The organism is Geobacillus sp. 47C-IIb (assembly GCF_014679705.1).
Classification (GTDB): domain Bacteria; phylum Bacillota; class Bacilli; order Bacillales; family Anoxybacillaceae; genus Geobacillus; species Geobacillus thermodenitrificans.
The window spans coordinates 783,546-799,601 of the sequence record NZ_CP061473.1; the positions used below are offsets into that span (position 1 = coordinate 783,546).

At 47.7% G+C, this 16,056-nt stretch carries 11 protein-coding genes and 3 pseudogenes; 4 read left to right on the forward strand and 10 right to left on the reverse strand.

The genetic code is table 11. The features are described from left to right. Positions 1 to 252: 252 nt before the first annotated feature. Together IC804_RS03955 and IC804_RS03960 are read left to right on the forward strand one after the other, a co-directional pair. Positions 253 to 1,299 (forward strand): annotated as a pseudogene (locus IC804_RS03955) (IS630-like element ISBs2 family transposase). A 209-nt stretch (positions 1,300 to 1,508) separates the two neighbouring features. Beyond that, positions 1,509 to 2,741, forward strand: a complete 1,233-nt coding sequence (locus IC804_RS03960; protein ID WP_081157641.1) for a dicarboxylate/amino acid:cation symporter — start codon at positions 1,509 to 1,511, stop codon at positions 2,739 to 2,741. Positions 2,742 to 2,993: 252 nt separating this feature from the next. Here IC804_RS03960 and IC804_RS03965 read toward each other — a convergent pair whose 3' ends face one another. Further along, positions 2,994 to 4,406, reverse strand: coding sequence for a glycoside hydrolase family 18 protein (locus IC804_RS03965; RefSeq protein ID WP_081157640.1), 1,413 nt, complete (start codon positions 4,404 to 4,406; stop codon positions 2,994 to 2,996). Between the two features lie 202 nt (positions 4,407 to 4,608). Between IC804_RS03965 and IC804_RS03970 the strand changes: the two are divergent. After that, positions 4,609 to 6,160: pseudogene (locus IC804_RS03970) on the forward strand (IS1182 family transposase). A gap of 354 nt (positions 6,161 to 6,514) precedes the next feature. On the opposite strand, the gene IC804_RS03975 reads toward IC804_RS03970, so the two are convergent. From IC804_RS03975 to IC804_RS04000, 7 genes and pseudogenes are all read right to left on the reverse strand, one after another. Beyond that, complete coding sequence (locus IC804_RS03975) at positions 6,515 to 7,750, reverse strand: IS256 family transposase (protein ID WP_031406929.1); 1,236 nt, start codon at positions 7,748 to 7,750, stop codon at positions 6,515 to 6,517. 259 nt (positions 7,751 to 8,009) lie between these two features. After that, positions 8,010 to 8,219, reverse strand: coding sequence for a hypothetical protein (locus IC804_RS03980; RefSeq protein ID WP_223812890.1), 210 nt, complete (start codon positions 8,217 to 8,219; stop codon positions 8,010 to 8,012). Next, positions 8,219 to 8,518 carry a DUF2089 family protein gene (locus IC804_RS03985; protein ID WP_008879832.1) on the reverse strand — a complete coding sequence of 100 codons (300 nt, stop codon included), beginning with the start codon at positions 8,516 to 8,518 and terminating at the stop codon, positions 8,219 to 8,221. The genes IC804_RS03980 and IC804_RS03985 overlap by 1 nt, the downstream gene beginning before the upstream one ends. Positions 8,519 to 8,796: 278 nt before the next feature. Then, a pseudogene (locus IC804_RS03990) lies at positions 8,797 to 10,584 on the reverse strand (vitamin B12-dependent ribonucleotide reductase); the annotation flags it as partial. A 78-nt stretch (positions 10,585 to 10,662) separates the two neighbouring features. Continuing rightward, entirely contained in the window at positions 10,663 to 11,112 is a 450-nt protein-coding gene (locus IC804_RS19010) for a terminase gpP N-terminus-related DNA-binding protein (protein ID WP_011887792.1), read from the reverse strand. Between the two features lie 113 nt (positions 11,113 to 11,225). Continuing rightward, a complete protein-coding gene (locus tag IC804_RS03995; RefSeq protein ID WP_369802837.1) occupies positions 11,226 to 12,008 on the reverse strand; it encodes a ribonucleotide reductase N-terminal alpha domain-containing protein in 783 nt (260 codons plus the stop codon). A gap of 262 nt (positions 12,009 to 12,270) precedes the next feature. Then, positions 12,271 to 13,107 carry a lipoate--protein ligase family protein gene (locus tag IC804_RS04000; RefSeq protein ID WP_008879836.1) on the reverse strand — a complete coding sequence of 279 codons (837 nt, stop codon included), beginning with the start codon at positions 13,105 to 13,107 and terminating at the stop codon, positions 12,271 to 12,273. A 212-nt stretch (positions 13,108 to 13,319) separates the two neighbouring features. On the opposite strand from IC804_RS04000, the gene IC804_RS04005 reads away from it, so the two are divergent. After that, on the forward strand, positions 13,320 to 13,694 hold the full coding sequence (locus IC804_RS04005; protein ID WP_008879837.1) for a rhodanese-like domain-containing protein: 375 nt from the start codon (positions 13,320 to 13,322) through the stop codon (positions 13,692 to 13,694). Between the two features lie 63 nt (positions 13,695 to 13,757). Here the strand turns inward: IC804_RS04005 and IC804_RS04010 are convergent, their stop codons facing one another. Next, entirely contained in the window at positions 13,758 to 14,948 is a 1,191-nt protein-coding gene (locus IC804_RS04010) for an ROK family transcriptional regulator (protein WP_008879838.1), read from the reverse strand. A 23-nt stretch (positions 14,949 to 14,971) separates the two neighbouring features. Continuing rightward, entirely contained in the window at positions 14,972 to 15,955 is a 984-nt protein-coding gene (locus tag IC804_RS04015) for an aldo/keto reductase (protein WP_008879839.1), read from the reverse strand. Positions 15,956 to 16,056: the final 101 nt, after the last annotated feature.

The following is a 16,056-nucleotide window of genomic DNA, read 5'->3' on the forward strand; positions in this document are numbered from 1 at the left end:
TCGAATACGTGAACGGCAAAGTTAGTCAACATGACACCAAATTTTATCCGCTCAAAAGCAGTTCGAACGTCAAACTACAAAGGAAAAGCGCATACGCTCTAGCCCCTGGCTTATCGGAAGTTGTCTTCTAACTTTCATAGAACTTTCGATGCTATCCTCCCTAGATTCGATACTATATAAATTGAAATAAAGGTTTTCTCCCGTTCCACGGCGAATAAATACAAAGAGAAAATAGGGGAACGGAGAGAAAATATGATGCCAAATCACAAAGACGAGATCGAAAAGTTGTCCACTGCCATGAAAGAAGCAAAAAGTAAACGAGCATATGAACGCTACCAAGCGATTTATCTTCATTTGCAGGGATATACCAAAGGAGAAATCGCAACGATTATTGGTCGATCCAAGAAAACTATTTATAACTATATTCATGCCTACGCCCAGCGCGGTCTTGATGGACTGGAGATGAAATACTCACCTGGCGCCCCACGTCGATTGACCCCTGAGCAGGAAAAAGAGCTGGCTTTGATCATTGAACATCAGCTCCCCGTAGATGTGGGATTCGAAGCAAAATATAATTGGACGCTTGCGATAATCGCTGAACTCATTCAACAAAAGTGGGGGCCAACATACACGCTTCGCGGAACAAGTGACATTCTGCATCGGTTAGGGCTAAGCTATACGAAACCGACCTATACACTAGCCAATGCCGATGAAGAGAAACAAAAAGAATTCGTCGAAATCACCTTCCCTGAAGTAAAAAAAAACTGGTAGATGGGAACATCGCCCATGTCCTCTTTCAAGATGAGTCGATGATTCGTGATTACCAAGCGATTCAAAAAACATGGTTTGTCAAAGGAAAACAACGAATCATTCCGACGTTTGGAAAACATCAAGGGCTGAAGCTGATTGGCACGTTGAACTACGAAACAGGGGGAAGTGTTTTGCATCGAAGAAGAATGCTATGACGCGGAAACATTTCTTCGATTTCTTCAACTTGTGTTAGAACGCTATCCCACAGGCAAAATAGTGATGATTTTAGATAACGCTCGAATTCACCATGCCAAACTCATTCAGCCATTTTTAAAAGAACACGAAGATCGGTTAGAGCTCGTCTTTTTGCCACCATACAGTCCGCAATTGAACTTGATTGAAGGGCTATGGAAATGGCTGAAATCAGACGTGATTTACAACGTGTTCTATTCGAGTGTGCAAGAAATTAGAAAGAATGTCCAAGCCTTTATTCAGCGAATCAACCAGAAACCAGAACAAACGATCGATCGTTTGTGTGTTCAGTTGTAAATCTTTAATTCAACTTATATAGTATGGTTTAGGGAGGAAGGAAAATCGCTCTCTTCTTTCATTTGACATCATTTTTCGACCGCGTCTAGATCACCTGCACCTTAAAAATTATTCTAACTAAACAAAAAATTTTTTGTTTCTACCTTGTTAAGGCACGAAATGTAAGATACAATAACATTACATTTTGTTAAAAGAATTGGAGGGATTGTATGAAGTTATCGTTAAAAATCATTATCGCACTCGTACTTGGATCCATCGTCGGACTGGCCTTCAACCTTCTTTTCCCCCAATCATTTGATATAGTCAACACATATGTGTTTACGCCTCTCGGTAAACTCTTTTTAAATTTAATTAATATGATCGTCGTACCTATCGTCTTTTTTTCCATCGTATTAGGGACAGCCGGACTAGGAGATCCAAAAAAACTCGGACGAATCGGAATCAAAACCATTTCGTATTTCCTCATCACTACAGCCATCGCCATTGTTATCGGCATTTCATTAGCGTTAGTAACCAAACCTGGGAGCGTCGGCGACTTTAACATCAGCCAGGCTCAATTTGAACCAAAAGAGGCACCACCTGTGTCAGAAACTTTATTAAACATTATTCCAAAAAACCCTGTTCAAGCGTTTGCAGAAGGAAACATGCTGCAAATTATCGCTTTTTCCATCTTTGTCGGGTTTGCGCTTTCGATGTTGCGAGAAAAAACAGCTGGCTTGTTCAAACTCATGGAGCAAGGCAATGAAGTGATGATGTATTTAGTCACTGTCATTATGCGGTTTGCCCCGTATGGTGCATTCGGCTTAATCGCCTCCGCCGTCGGCAGCCAAGGAATGGACGCCATCCGCTCGATGGGAATGTACATGTTTGTCGTTCTTTTCAGTTTGATCCTTCATATGCTGTTCACATACGGCTCATCGCTCTACCTGTTTGCCAAGCGCAATCCGTTCTCCTTTTTCAAACAGTTCGCTCCGGCGATGGGAGTGGCGTTCAGCACATCGAGCAGTAACGCGACACTGCCGATTTCAATGAACGTGGCCCAAACAAAACTCGGTGTGCCTAAACACATTAGCAGTTTCGTGCAGCCATTAGGAGCAACCATCAATATGGATGGCACGGCCATTATGCAAGGGGTCGCCACTATATTTATCGCTCAAGCTTACGGTATTGACCTTACTATCTCGCAATTAGCAACGGTTGTATTAACGGCTGTATTGGCCAGCATTGGAACGGCGGGTGTGCCCGGTGTCGGATTAGTGATGCTGGCGATGGTGCTGAATTCCGTCAACCTCCCTGTCGAAGGGATCGCATTGATCATCGGCATCGACCGGCTTTTAGACATGGCCCGCACTGCTGTCAATACTACCGGTGATGCCGTTTGTGCCGTAATCGTTGCTGAAACAGAGAAGAAGTACGCAGAAGTTGGTACAAAAGCGTCCTAATTAGGACGCTTTTTTTCTTCCTTCGTTCACACTGTGAATCCATAGGGAAAAGACGCGAAGCCATTTTAAAAAACAAGAACGAGCGAACCGGCGAGCATTGCATATTAACACAATGCAAACATTGAATACGTGAGTAGCAAAATCGGCCAGCATGACCACCGAAATCTACCAATTGAAAAAGCAGCTCGAACTTCAAAACGTAAGGGAAAAGCATATGCCCTATGACTAGCACATACACGCTAACTACTTGACTTATCCGCGCTTGCGGACGCGGAAATTGTCTTCTAACAGCACCCAGTTTTCCGGATACGGATACCCGAGCACCCAGTAGCTGATTCCACGCAACCTGTATTCTTTCACCAGCTCAAACTTCGCCAACGCGCTGCGAGCATCCTCAAACCATACTTCGTGACGGCGTCCTTGCTCATCCGTGTAGCGATAAAACGGCGAGGCGGCCACAGGGTCGTACTGAATGGATGCTCCGTAGCGAATGGCGCGCTCCACAGCTTTTTGCGGGCTGAACGTTTCTGCCTCTTGTCCTTGCACGTGCGGCAACACCCAATCACGGGCATAAATTTGAAACCCCATCATGATTTTCTCTCGCGGGATCGCCGTCACGGCATAATCAAGTACGCGCCGAATTTGATTCACCGGAGAAATCGCTTGCGGCGGTCCAAACCGATAGCCCCACTCATACGTCATGAGCACGACGAAATCGGCGATGCGCCCGTGAGCTGGATAATCGTGCGCTTCATACAGCAATCCTTTTTGTTCCGCGCTGACTTTGGGCGCGAGCGATGTCGATAGCAAATATCCTTCCGCGTGAAGCCGAGCTGCCGCCCGCCGCAAAAACGCATTGTACCGCTCACGGTCGGACGGGTAGACATTTTCAAAATTAACATTCAACGCCCGGTACCCTTTCGCTCGCATCACTTGAATGATATTGTCAAGCAACCGCGTTTGCAGTGCAACGTCAGCTAAAATCGTTTGCGCTAGCCGCGAGCCTGGGTCTTCGTACGTAAAATTCGTGATCGTCATCATCGGCACGATGCGCGCAGCAGAGGCGGCCTGAATGATCGCCACATCATTGATGGGATTCAGCCCACCATCAGCGCGCATCGTATAGGCAAACGGGGCGGCATATGTCAAATGGCGGCCAACTTCACGCACTTGTTCCGCCCCTTTCTCCCCCTGGTCGATCGTAAATGCATTCACGTCAATGATCGGTTTGGCTGGTGGAATGACAAGCCGCTGTCCGGGAACGATCATATTCGGATCGGCAATCGGATTAAACTCAATGATTTGCTGGACGCTGACCTGGTAGGCGGCGGCAATTTGCCCTAACGTTTCCCCCGCGCGCACCGTATGAATGCGAGCCGGGATCAACAATGCTGTGCCTGGATAAATGAGCGCCGGGTTGGCGATTCGGTTCGCCTGTACGATCGCTTCGACCGTCACTCCATACGAATGGGCGATCTGCCATAACGTTTCCCCTGCACGAACGGTATGATAGCGATACGGCACCGGAATGACAACCGCTTGCCCGGTAGCAAGCCGATTCGGATCGCTCAGCTCATTGGCAGCAATGAGCCGCTCGAACGGGACACCGTAGCGGCGGGCCAGCTGCCAAAGCGCTTCCCCGCGCTGGACGACATGAATAATCATCGCCACTCCCCCCTTCGTTTCTCCTCTCCTTTTATCACTATATTTTTCCTCCTCTTTTTTATGTAAAAAAAAGAGGATGTCCCAAAAGTGTTCGCATAGCGTTCGCTTTTGGGGCACTTTTTTGGGCAAAAAAAGAAGAAAACCGTTCCTTTTTTGGTATAATAGAGTCACCACAACCCTACCAAGAAAGGACGGTTTTCTTATGTACATTTATTATAACCGAGATCAACTCATTTTGCCAATGGATCTTGAAATTCTCATTCCCAAACATCATCTTTGCCGGATCGTGGATCTAGCCGTGGAAAAAATGGATCCAGCTCTGCTCGTTTCCCTCTATCCCGGCGGAGGCCGCCCAGCCTATCATCCGAAAATGATGTTGAAAGTCATCCTGTATGCCTACGCCAATCGGATCTATTCCTCTCGCCAAATCGCCAAGCAATTGAAAGAAAACATTTATTTTATGTGGCTATCCGGCCATCAAACACCGGATTTCCGCACCATCAACCGATTTCGGTCGGAACGGATGAAGGACATCATTTACGAAACGTTTTTCTCCATTGTCGATCTTCTGCGTCAAGAAGGGTTGGTCAAACTAGAGGATTACTTTCTGGATGGAACGAAAATCGAGGCCAGCGCCAACAAGTACACGTTCGTTTGGCGCAAATCAACGGAAAAGTACGATCAGAAGTTGGAGGAGAAATTCCGGAAAATCGTAGCCTCGATCGAACAGGTGGTAAAAGAGGATGAAGAGTCGGAACAAGAAGGAGATTTTCAAGAAAAGCTGGAAGCTTCACCGATCACGTCTGAAAAGATCGAAGCCGTGATCGAACAAGTGGAAGAACATCTAAAGAAAGAGCCGAAGAATCGCACGTTAAAGAAAGCAAAACAGCAATTGGAACAAGACATTCTCCCCCGTAAGAAAAAATATGAAGAATACAAAAAAGTGTTAGGCGAACGAAACAGTTTTTCGAAAACGGACCCCGATGCGACGTTTATGCGGATGAAAGACGACCATATGAAAAACGGCCAGCTCAAACCGGGATATAATGTGCAGATAGGGACAGAGAACCAATTCATCACTGGATTTAGCGTGCATCAACGGGCGGGGGATGCCGGATGCTTCATTCCACATTTGGAGCAATTGGCCGCCTATGGGCGTCCCATGCCTAAACGAGCGATTGCGGATTCCGCCTATGGGAGTGAGGAGAACTACACGTACTGCGAGAAAAAAGCAGATCGTCGCGCTGATCAAGTACAACACATTGGACCGGGAACAAACGAAAGCGTGGGCGAAAGAGATCGGCCGAATCGAGAACATGACGTACGATGAGGAATTGGATGAGTGGATTTGCGCGAAAGGGGAACGGCTGGTGTTTGTGTATAAACGGAAGGAAACGACCGACAACGGGTACGTCATCGTCAAACGGACGTATCGTTGTACAGCATGTGCCGGATGCCCGTTTCAAGCAGCATGTGCCAAAGGCAAAGACACGAAAACCATCCGCGTTTCCTTGAAAAATCAACAACAACGGCAAGAAATCCGGAAACGGCTGTCCACGGAAGAAGGGGCGACGACATATCGAAGACGGCAAATCGAAAACGAGCCGGTGTTTGGGCAAATCAAGCATAATCAGCAATTTCATCGGTTTTCATTGAGAGGCCTCCCAAAAATTACCTTGGAGTGGGGTCTAGTTTGTGCTGCCCACAATTTGAGAAAGTGGGCCACAACGACCGACCCAACAAGGAAAAAATAGGATAAAATTCGGAAATAAGGAGAAATTCCTGCCTCAAAAAAGGAATAAATAACCAAATGGTAAGAAAAAGAAACAGAGGCTACTCTCAAAAGGTCGGTTTAGACGACCTTTTGAGACAGCCTCTTTGTTGCAAGTATATCAGGGTCAAGTCCAAATTATTGTGTAAATTCCCCTTTGATAGACAACATGGACCTGATGACTTGACGTATGGTAGGTAAGACCGGAAAGTCTCCCTGCCGGTCGCCTTCCCGGACAAATGATCATGTTGTCAAGGAACAGGCGTGTCAAGGAGCTTTCGCGGCATATCCTCACTTCGCTCCGGTATTCCACGTTCTCCTTGACACGGCGTAGAGGTTATCCCACTCTCTTGATCGCCGGAGCCTCCTGATTCACCGATCGGACTCCTTGCTCTTTCGTTTTCCGCCACTGCCAATATTCAGCCATATCCAAGTATTTGCGCCCTGACATCCATTTTTCATCGATTTCGATCAACACGGCACCAACGAGGCGATACACCGATTCCCGGTTCGGAAAGATGCGGATGACCCGTTCTCTGCGACGAATTTCTTCGTTCAGCCGTTCCACTCCGTTGGTCGTGCGCAGACGCCGACGATAACGGTCCGGATAGTCCAATACGGCGGTGGCGTCTTCGAATCCCTCTTCGAGGATTTGCATGGCTTTTGGGGCTTTTTCTTCCCATTTGGCCAGCACTTGTTCCAATAACAGCCGGGCCGTTTGCTTATTTGGAGCATGAAGAATCCCACGAATCTCCTCGAGCAAGGCATCCTGCATATACTTTGGTGCGGCATCGAGGATATTGCGAATAAAATGTGTCTGGCATCGTTGCCATGTAGCGCCTTGGAAATGCTTTTCAATGGCTTGCACCAGCCCACCGTGCTGATCCGAGATGATCAAGTCCACTCCCCGGAGTCCCCGGTCTTTCAGCCATCCGAAGAACTCGCTCCAGCTGGACTCCGATTCACTGTTTCCGATTTGCAGGCCAAGAATTTCTCGATATCCTTCCTCATTCACTCCTGTAGCGATCAACACGGCTCTGGAGCGTACTCGTCCATCCTCCCGGACTTTCGTATAAATAGCATCTACTAGCACAAACGGATACACGTGTTCATGAAGGGAACGATAATTCCAGTCTTGGATAATCGGATCCAGTCCCTTGCACAGTGAGGAGACCGTGGATTTGGAAAACGAAGTGCCGCATAATTCCTCCGTGATTTGAGTGATTTTTCGGGTAGACACCCCGTTTACCACCATTTCCATTAGTGCCAGTACCAGTGCTTGTTCGCTCCGTTGATACCGTTGGAACAGTTCCGTAGAGAACTCCCCATCTCTTGTCCGTGGAACGCGCAAGGTCAACCGTCCTACCCGGGTCGTCAGCTGGCGTGGATACGAACCGTTTCGATAGCCTTTTCGTTCTTCCGTTCGTTCATAACGGCGAGCTCCCAGCTGTTCTTCTACTTGTGCCTCGAGGATTTGATTGAGGACTTGTTCCAATAGCTTAGCTAATCCCTCATCTCTGGTGAATAACCCGTGCAAAAGTTCATCATTTAGGGTAATATGATATTGAGCCATGGTTGCATTCCTCCTTATGTTTGGTGTTTTTGGTCCACTGTTTATTCTACCAAAGGGGAAGCAACATGGCTCTTTTTCTATTTCCCTTTTTACACAATTATATGGACTTAACTGTATATCAGTTCTGAAAATGGCTAATTTGTTTAAATTTCTTTTGAATATATACGTAAATGTTTATTTCTATTTCAAGTCGAGAGTTTTCATTTTATCTAATTCATTTTTTCTTTTCTTATATAGATATTTTCGGCCACTTTGCCATTCAGCAATAAGAAAAAAGCAAACCGAGCAATAAATAAAGGACATACGCAATAGCATTTTCCATTCGCTCGGATATTAACATCCATGTTAACACCACAATATAAGCAACTGGCAGAATTGCCCCCCAATATGCACGATTCCTCGTCGAAAGGAAGAATTGAACTGCTAAAACACCAGCAACAATAAACACTCCGTAAGCTCCAAGGTCCATTATCTCTCCCCCTTTTCCTGTTTATATTTTTCAATAATTAATTTAGCTACTTCTACGCTTATTTGATCATCAATGGATAGACGCTTGATAAACTTAATAAACTCCTCATTTTCTAATGAATCATTCACTTTTATTTTTTCGATTAAACGATCAAGCCTAAGTCTTACGGTTGGATACGATACTTCATACATCTTCGCCATTTCTTTTAAAGAACCTGAGCTCAAAACAAAATTTTTAATAAATTCCAAATCCTCGTTTTCCAAGGATAAAACCCAATTTGGGATATGATTTATATCCATATTCTCCCTCCTCTCTTTTATATTATCAATTTAACTTTAACATACTTATTAAATAAATTAAAGTGTTTTTTTATTTTTTTAAATATATTATTAATGTGTTTTTTAAATAAAAAAGATTCAAACTGTATTACATTCAAAAGGACTCTTTTTAAAACAAAACTTCTCATTTTTGTTCAATAATAAAAAAACAACCTCTTATGTTTCACAATACATAAGAGGTTGTTTTATCGGACTTTATGATCAATGATCCAACACTTTAAATTTACATACTCAACCGATTACAGCCCGCATTTTAGCTGAGCGCCGCAGCTCGTGCATGTATTGCAGCCACCGATTTCTTCGATCGTCCCTTCGCGGCAAATCGGGCAAATGTTGCCAATTTCCGAGCCGATCGTCACATCAGTGGAGCGCACATCTTGAATCGTATCGACAAGAACGACAGTGCGTTTCTTCGCTTGTTCTTCTGTCTCTTCCGGAATGAGCTCCAGCTGCTCTTCGACCGTATTTTCTTCCGCTTTCAGCGTCAACACTTGCGCATCACGGCTGCCGTCAACATAGACGGTACCGCCTTTCGCGCCGCAGCGCCACAGCCGCTCATACACTTTTTGTACTTGCTCGACCGTGTAACCTTTTGGCGCATTGACCGTTTTCGACAAGCTCGAGTCGACCCAGCGCTGAATGATGCATTGCACATCAGCATGCGCTTCCGGTGACAAGTCCATCGCCGTCACAAACCAATGCGGTAAATGGTTCGGGTCGGCTTCCGGATGCTTGTCTAAATATTCTTGGACGATATCGGCCTTCACTTCGATAAATTTGCCGAGGCGGCCGCTCCGGTAGTATGCGAACGAGAAGTACGGCTCAAGCCCGGTCGAGACGCCGACCATCGTTCCGGTCGATCCCGTTGGCGCCACCGTCAGCAAGTGCGAGTTGCGAATGCCGTATTGTAAAATATCTTGGCGAATGTCTTCTGGCATCCGTTTCATGTAGCCGGTGTTGATGAACGCTTCGCGCAGTTGACGCGTTTCTTCTTCCGTCTCGCCGACAAGGAACGGGAAGCTGCCTTTTTCTTTCGCCAGTTCGATCGACGCTCGGTAAGCGGTTGTGGCGATCGTTTGGAACAATTCATCCACGAGTTGATTTCCTTCTTCAGAACCGTACTCTTTTTCACAGTAAATGAGCAAGTCAGCCAATCCCATAACGCCAAGGCCGATGCGGCGCTCACCAAGCGCTTGTTTTTTATTTTCCTCAAGGAAATACGGCGTTGCGTCAATAACGTTGTCTTGCATTCGCACGCCAATCTCGACGGTGCGTTTCAGTTTTTCATAGTCGACGACTTTCCGCTCTTTATCGACCATGTTCGCCAAGTTGATGGCGGCAAGGTTGCAGACAGAATATGGTGCTAAAGGTTGTTCCCCACATGGGTTAGTTGCAACAACTTTTTGTCCGTACGCACGGGCGTTCGTCATATCATTCGCATTGTCGATGAAGAAAATGCCTGGCTCGGCGGAGTACGTCGCGCAAATGTTGATCAGCTTCCATAGCTCACGGGCGCGGATTTTCCGGTAGACGCGGACACGGTATCCCATTTTTTCCCATTCGCGCACATCGCCAACTTCATGCCATTTTTCGTTATAAATGCGCATTTCTTCTTCGGAATAGGTTTCTACATCCGGGAAGCGCAGTGCATATTCATCGTCGTTTTCGACCGCCTCCATGAACTCTTTTGTTAAGCAGACCGAAATATTCGCACCGGTTAAAAAGTCGGGGTTATGGACGGTATATGTACCGCCGGTGCGCAGTTTTTCTTCGGCGTCTTTAATGATTTCTTCGGTAAATCCACCGTAGTCAGGCTCGTTTTTGTACCGGACAATCGCTTCGTACATCACTCGTTCCCGATCGGTAAGCGGCGTAAATTTCAGCTTATCGCGCGCCGCTTTTTGAATGGCTTCATCTTCGGTATTTTCGAGCAGGTAGCGCAAGATGCGTGGGTTTTGCATTTTCGAGACGATAAATTCGATAATGTCCGGGTGCCAGTCGGCAAGCATGATCATTTGGGCGCCGCGCACATTGTTACTCGCTCGCTTCTACGAGCGGGCTAGGTCATTTCTGCCTAGCTCTCCGCCTTTCGGTCGGAGATCAGACTATATCATCAGGGAAGAGAATATCTCGTATTTACGGTTTAACCTAAGGATAAGCCTGATTCGGGGTTTTGATATTAGAAAAACAGTTCTCGTTATAACGATATTTTTTACTGCTAACTTACCAGCCTCTCCAGGTGCTCTAGTTTGGAATACTCCTTGCTCTTTATTCCATCTCATTAAGGTTCCCCTAGAAATCCCCAACATCATGGCGATTTTAACGTGACGATATCCCTCTTCATGTAGATACTTCGCTTTTTTCATTATCTCTTCCCTGTCTCGCGCCTCGTATCCCCGTTGCCGCGGGATACGATTTACTCCTTCCATAGCCCTCCCCCACGAAACCGTGTTCGTTATCCTGAGTGTACCGAGGGCTGTAGGAAGTTTCAATAGTCGTTGAACCTTCATCTCCGTTTCCAGAGATGCTCGGCTGCTGGTTGCCCATTGTTGCATCCAACTTGTTTTCCAACCGTCACGTCTGCTGTCACCAGCTCCGTTGTGGTCAAGTTGGCTTTAGGGTGTTCCAGCAATTCGCGAGATTTTACTCCCGCCGTTTTGCGCCCTAGTCAACGGGAGCCACCTTGCTCAACAAGGTGGGTCAGTTTGGCAATATCATCAAGCCAAGAAACCGATCCAGATGATTTACCGTTTACCCCGCGCGCGAGCGTATGGCGTGGCCGCAATGTCGAACCGTTCGTGCCAACCCCGCCGCCGCGGCTCATAATTTCCATTACCTGCTTTCGGTGTTCGGAAATGCCTTCCCGCGAATCTTTCACAAACGGCATCACATAGCAGTTAAAATACGTCACTTCCTTGCCCGAACCCGCTCCGTACAACACGCGCCCGGCCGGGACAAAGTTCATGCTCGAGAGTTCCTCATAAAATTTTTGGAACCACTCGTTGCGCTTTTCCTCTGTTTTCTCTACAGCAGCCAGCCCAGTTGCGTTCCGTTTCGCGATTTGTTCATAAAAAATTTCCAGCGGCTTGTCGATAATGTCAAGCGAGCGGAGCACAATGCCCGTTTCTGCCTCCTCGCCTTCAAGCACATGCCGGTATTCATCATCAATCAACACGCGCGCTTTTTTCGCGTCCCAGTCGATATCGACAATAAAGCCGAGACCACGGGCTGGAAATTTCGGATCCTCCTTGATCGTCAATACGACAAAATCGCCCGGCGCCAACGTCAGCTTTTCCGTATCCTTAAACGAATACCGGTCAAGCATTACTAGACGGGACACGCCTTTATGAGTGATGTGCATGTCCGGCGTAATCGGATGCACTTGCGGAAACAAACGAATATCCTCGTTTAGCTTCTCAATATTAATTTTCATTTTTTCGGACGACGCCACCGTCATTCTCCTATCTCTCCTCTTTTATATAATCTCTCACGTTTTGGCAAAGTTGTCCTGTCTTCTCTACCTTACCATACAAAACAGAAAAAAACAATATATAGTATGATTTTTAAAGAAAATCATACTATATATTGTGATTTAGAACAAATGATTTCATTTTTGTCAAGCAGAAAAAAAGGCAAAAAACGGCGAAAAGCGGAGAAAACCAGATGGATGATGCCGTTTTTGCCGGAAAATGAATGATTTTCCACATTGCTGCTTAGCGCTTAAAGTTCCATTCATCGCTTTCGTACTTTGTCCGCGCCAGCTCCTCGACATACGCCAACTCTTCAGCCGTCAGCGTATATGGCTCCAACAAGATGTCCAAACCTTTTTCAAACCCTTTGTAAAACGCCTCTTTCGCTTCCTCAATCGTTACCGTTCGCTCCGTCAGCTCGTTGATCGCGACCGCCTTGTTTTTAAAATTGCGCTGCAGCCGCTCTTTCACCCGCTCATTCGGATATTTAAACAAGCTGAACAGCAAGTCTTCGTCCAAATCAAGCAAAATCGAGCCGTGCTGCAAGATGACGCCTTTTTGACGCGTTTGTGCACTACCGGCCACTTTTCGTCCTTCGACAACGAGTTCGTACCATGATGGTGCGTCAAAGCAAACGGCTGAACGCGGGCTGCGCAAATCCGCTTTTTCTTCTTCGGTTTTTGGCACGGCAAAATACGCGTCAAGCCCAAGGAAGCGAAATCCTTCCAAAATGCCTTGGGAAATGACACGGTACGCTTCCGTCACTGTCTGCGGCATGTCCGGGTGCGATTCTGACACGATCACGCTGTACGTTAATTCTTTGTCATGCAAGACACCGCGCCCCCCGGTCGGACGGCGGACAAAGCCAAGGCCGTGCCTTTTCACCGCCTCTAAATCAATTTCTTTCTCCACTTTTTGAAAATAGCCGATTGACAATGTCGGCGGATTCCAACCGTAAAAGCGGACCGTCGGCGGAATTTTCCCCGCGCTGTGCCAATCCAAGAGCGCCTCATCAAGCGCCATATTAAACGACGGCGAACAGTCGCCGGAATCGATAAAGCGCCACACTTCTTTTGCCATCGTTTCACCTTCTCTACGATTTCGAGCATGCGATATAGGGCGTTACAGCGGCTTGTCCGCAAGGCGGATTAGGCCGCCTTCTCTGTCACCTTTACTAGTTTAGCAAACAACGCCGGCTAAGGGAAGAAAAATGACATTATGAAAACACTTTGCTTCTAGGAGACAACTCTATATAATAGGAATAGTGGACGAAGGGAAAGGAGGCCTAACGGGTGGAAGCATTGCTTATTATTCTTGGCGCAATCCTCGTATATTCCGTCATCACCTATTTGTGGCAACGGAGAATTGTCAAAGCATTGACGGAAGAAGAGTTCCGCGCCGGCTATCGAAAAGCGCAATTAATCGATGTCCGTGAACCGGATGAATTCGCGGGTGGACATATTTTAGGGGCGCGCAACATTCCGCTCACTCAGCTGCGTATGCGTATGAAAGAACTCCGCAAAGACCAGCCCATTTATTTATATTGCCAAAACGGGCTGCGCAGCGGGCGGGCCGCACAAATGCTTTACCGAAAAGGATACCGCAATTTGTACCATTTAAAAGGCGGATTTAAAAAATGGACGGGGAAAGTAAAGAAAAATTCCTAGCTATTGCAAAAAAAGAGGCGCTCTGCTAGAAAAAAGCAGAACGCCTCTTTTCGCTTGCAGCGATTAAAGCGACGATTCAAATTCCGGCGGCAGAACGACCGCCTCTAATACCGATGCGGCTGCGCCAATGGCGCAACTTTTTTCTTTCAGCTCCGAGACAATCATGTACGGCTCATTTTCATTTTTAACGAGAATGCGCTCTTCCACTTCTTTGCGCGCTGCTCGGAGTATATAATCACCGGCGCTGGCGAGCGGACCGCCGATAATGACTGCCTCTGGGTTGTACGCATAAATCACCTGCAGCAGCCCGATACCGAGATAGCGGCCCGTTTCTTCCAAAATACGCGCCAGCTGGTCATCGCTTTCGGCCGCCAACGCCATCGCGGCGATGGAAAAGCGGTCGTCAAGCCACTCTACACGTCCCTCTTCCGCCAAACGGCGTTCAATATATTTTTGCGACGCGTACATTTCCCAGCAGCCGATGTTGCCGCAGTTGCAGCGGACACCGTTTAAGTCGATCGTATGATGGCCGATTTCACCCGCCAGCCCGTTCACCCCTCGATACAGCTGATGATGAAGGACGACACCGGCGCCGATGCCAATGCCGGCGCTAATATAAACAAAATGGGCAAACTCCTTGCCGGCGCCGAACCATTTTTCTCCGAGCGCCGCCAGCTTTGCCTCATTTTCGACGATGACCGGATATTGCGGCCACTGTTTTTGCAAAGCCGAGGCAAGTGACACATCGCCCCAGCGCAAGTTCGGCGCGAAAATGACCGTCCCGCTTTCTGTGTGAACGATGCCAGGGACACCGATCCCGATCCCCATCACACCGTACGGCGTTGCTGGCGCTCGACGGATAGCCGCCTCAATCAGTTCGACCATCTCACTCACAATCGCCTCCTGCCCCTCCTCTGGGCGGAACGAACGCCGCTGCTCCCAAATGATTTCGGCATTTAAGTTCGTCAAAACAGCATATAAATAATTGACGCCAAGCTCAACGCCGATGAGCGAGCCGGCGTCGGCGTTAAAGCGAAGCATCAGCGGGCGTCGGCCGCCAGTCGAAACGCCGATTCCACTTTCGTGGACCAAATGCTCGTCAATGAGTTCATCGACGAGAGCGGAAACGGTCGCTTTGTTCAATCCGGTTATTTTCGCAATGTCGGCGCGTGAAATCGGATGTTGGTCGCGAATCAATTTCAACACAAGCTGTTTATTCATTTTTTTGACAAGAGTAATGTTTCCTGTCCGCACGTGACTAGTCATCCTTTTTTCGTTTAGTATGCCCCGCGAATGTGCGGATGCACTTCAGTCTCGTAAAACTGGCGAAGCCGCGCCATTTCTTCTTCACTGAACGATGGCACCGCCAACGCCGCCAAGTTTTCTTCGACTTGTTTCACCGTTTTAAATCCTGGAATGGCGCACGTCACTTCTTCATGGTCAATGACCCATCGGAGCGCCGCTTTCGCCATGCTGCCGCGCCCATCGGCAATCCAACGCAGCTTGTCGGCGAGCTCCACCCCTTTTTCAAACTCCAAGCCGCCGAACGTTTCCCCTACATTAAACTGTTCACCGTTGCGGTTGAAATGGCGGTGATCATCCTCAGCAAACGTCGTTTGCTTCGTGAACTTACCAGTCAGCAGTCCGCTGGCGAGCGGAAGGCGGACCAAAATGCCGACGCCGCGCCGTTTCGCTTCCGGAAGCAGACGCTCGAGCGGCTTTTGCCGCAAAATGTTGAAGATGACTTGCAGCGCGCTTGCCTGCGAATGCTCGATGACGTACAGCCCTTCTTCTATCGTTTCAACGCTGACGCCGTAATAGCGGATTTTTCCTTCCTGCTTTAACTTCTCTAACACTTCAAACACGGCGCCTTGCTTTAAAATGGAAAACGGCGGGCAATGAATTTGATACAAATCAATCGTCTCGCGGCCGAGCCGTTTTAAGCTTGCCTCACAATATGCGCGCACGGACGCTTCGGAATAGTTGTTTGGGTCATGGATATCGCCGGCGCGACAAAACTTCGTTGCTATGTAGATGCGGTCTTCCTTCCCTTTTGTCGCCTTCGCCAACAGCTCCTCGCTATGGCCGTTGCCGTACACATCAGCCGTATCAAAAAAGTTAACCCCCTGCTCAATGGCGTAGGCGAGGGCGCGCAACGATTCTTGATCGTCGACTTTCCCCCATGAGCCGCCGATCGCCCACGTACCGAAGCTGAGTTCGCTCACTCGAAGGTCGGTACTTCCTAACTGCCGGTATTGCATGTCTCACTCCCCCTTATTCATGGATCACCGCCATTAGTTTATATGATAAACTAACTAAACTTTTCTGTCAACGCTGCAATAGCGGCGCAGCCGGGCTAAAC

Bases quoted from the DNA above. Each gene is read 5' to 3' on its own strand.
- IC804_RS19010 (WP_011887792.1), bottom strand. From the start codon at position 11,112: ATGCAACAATGGGCAACCAGCAGCCGAGCATCTCTGGAAACGGAGATG.
- IC804_RS03980 (WP_223812890.1), bottom strand. From the start codon at position 8,219: ATGGACCTTGGAGCTTACGGAGTGTTTATTGTTGCTGGTGTTTTAGCA.
- IC804_RS03975 (WP_031406929.1), bottom strand. From the start codon at position 7,750: ATGGCTCAATATCATATTACCCTAAATGATGAACTTTTGCACGGGTTA.
- IC804_RS03985 (WP_008879832.1), bottom strand. From the start codon at position 8,518: ATGGATATAAATCATATCCCAAATTGGGTTTTATCCTTGGAAAACGAG.
- IC804_RS03965 (WP_081157640.1), bottom strand. From the start codon at position 4,406: ATGATTATTCATGTCGTCCAGCGCGGGGAAGCGCTTTGGCAGCTGGCC.
- IC804_RS03960 (WP_081157641.1), top strand. From the start codon at position 1,509: ATGAAGTTATCGTTAAAAATCATTATCGCACTCGTACTTGGATCCATC.
- IC804_RS04015 (WP_008879839.1), bottom strand. From the start codon at position 15,955: ATGCAATACCGGCAGTTAGGAAGTACCGACCTTCGAGTGAGCGAACTC.
- IC804_RS04000 (WP_008879836.1), bottom strand. From the start codon at position 13,107: ATGGCAAAAGAAGTGTGGCGCTTTATCGATTCCGGCGACTGTTCGCCG.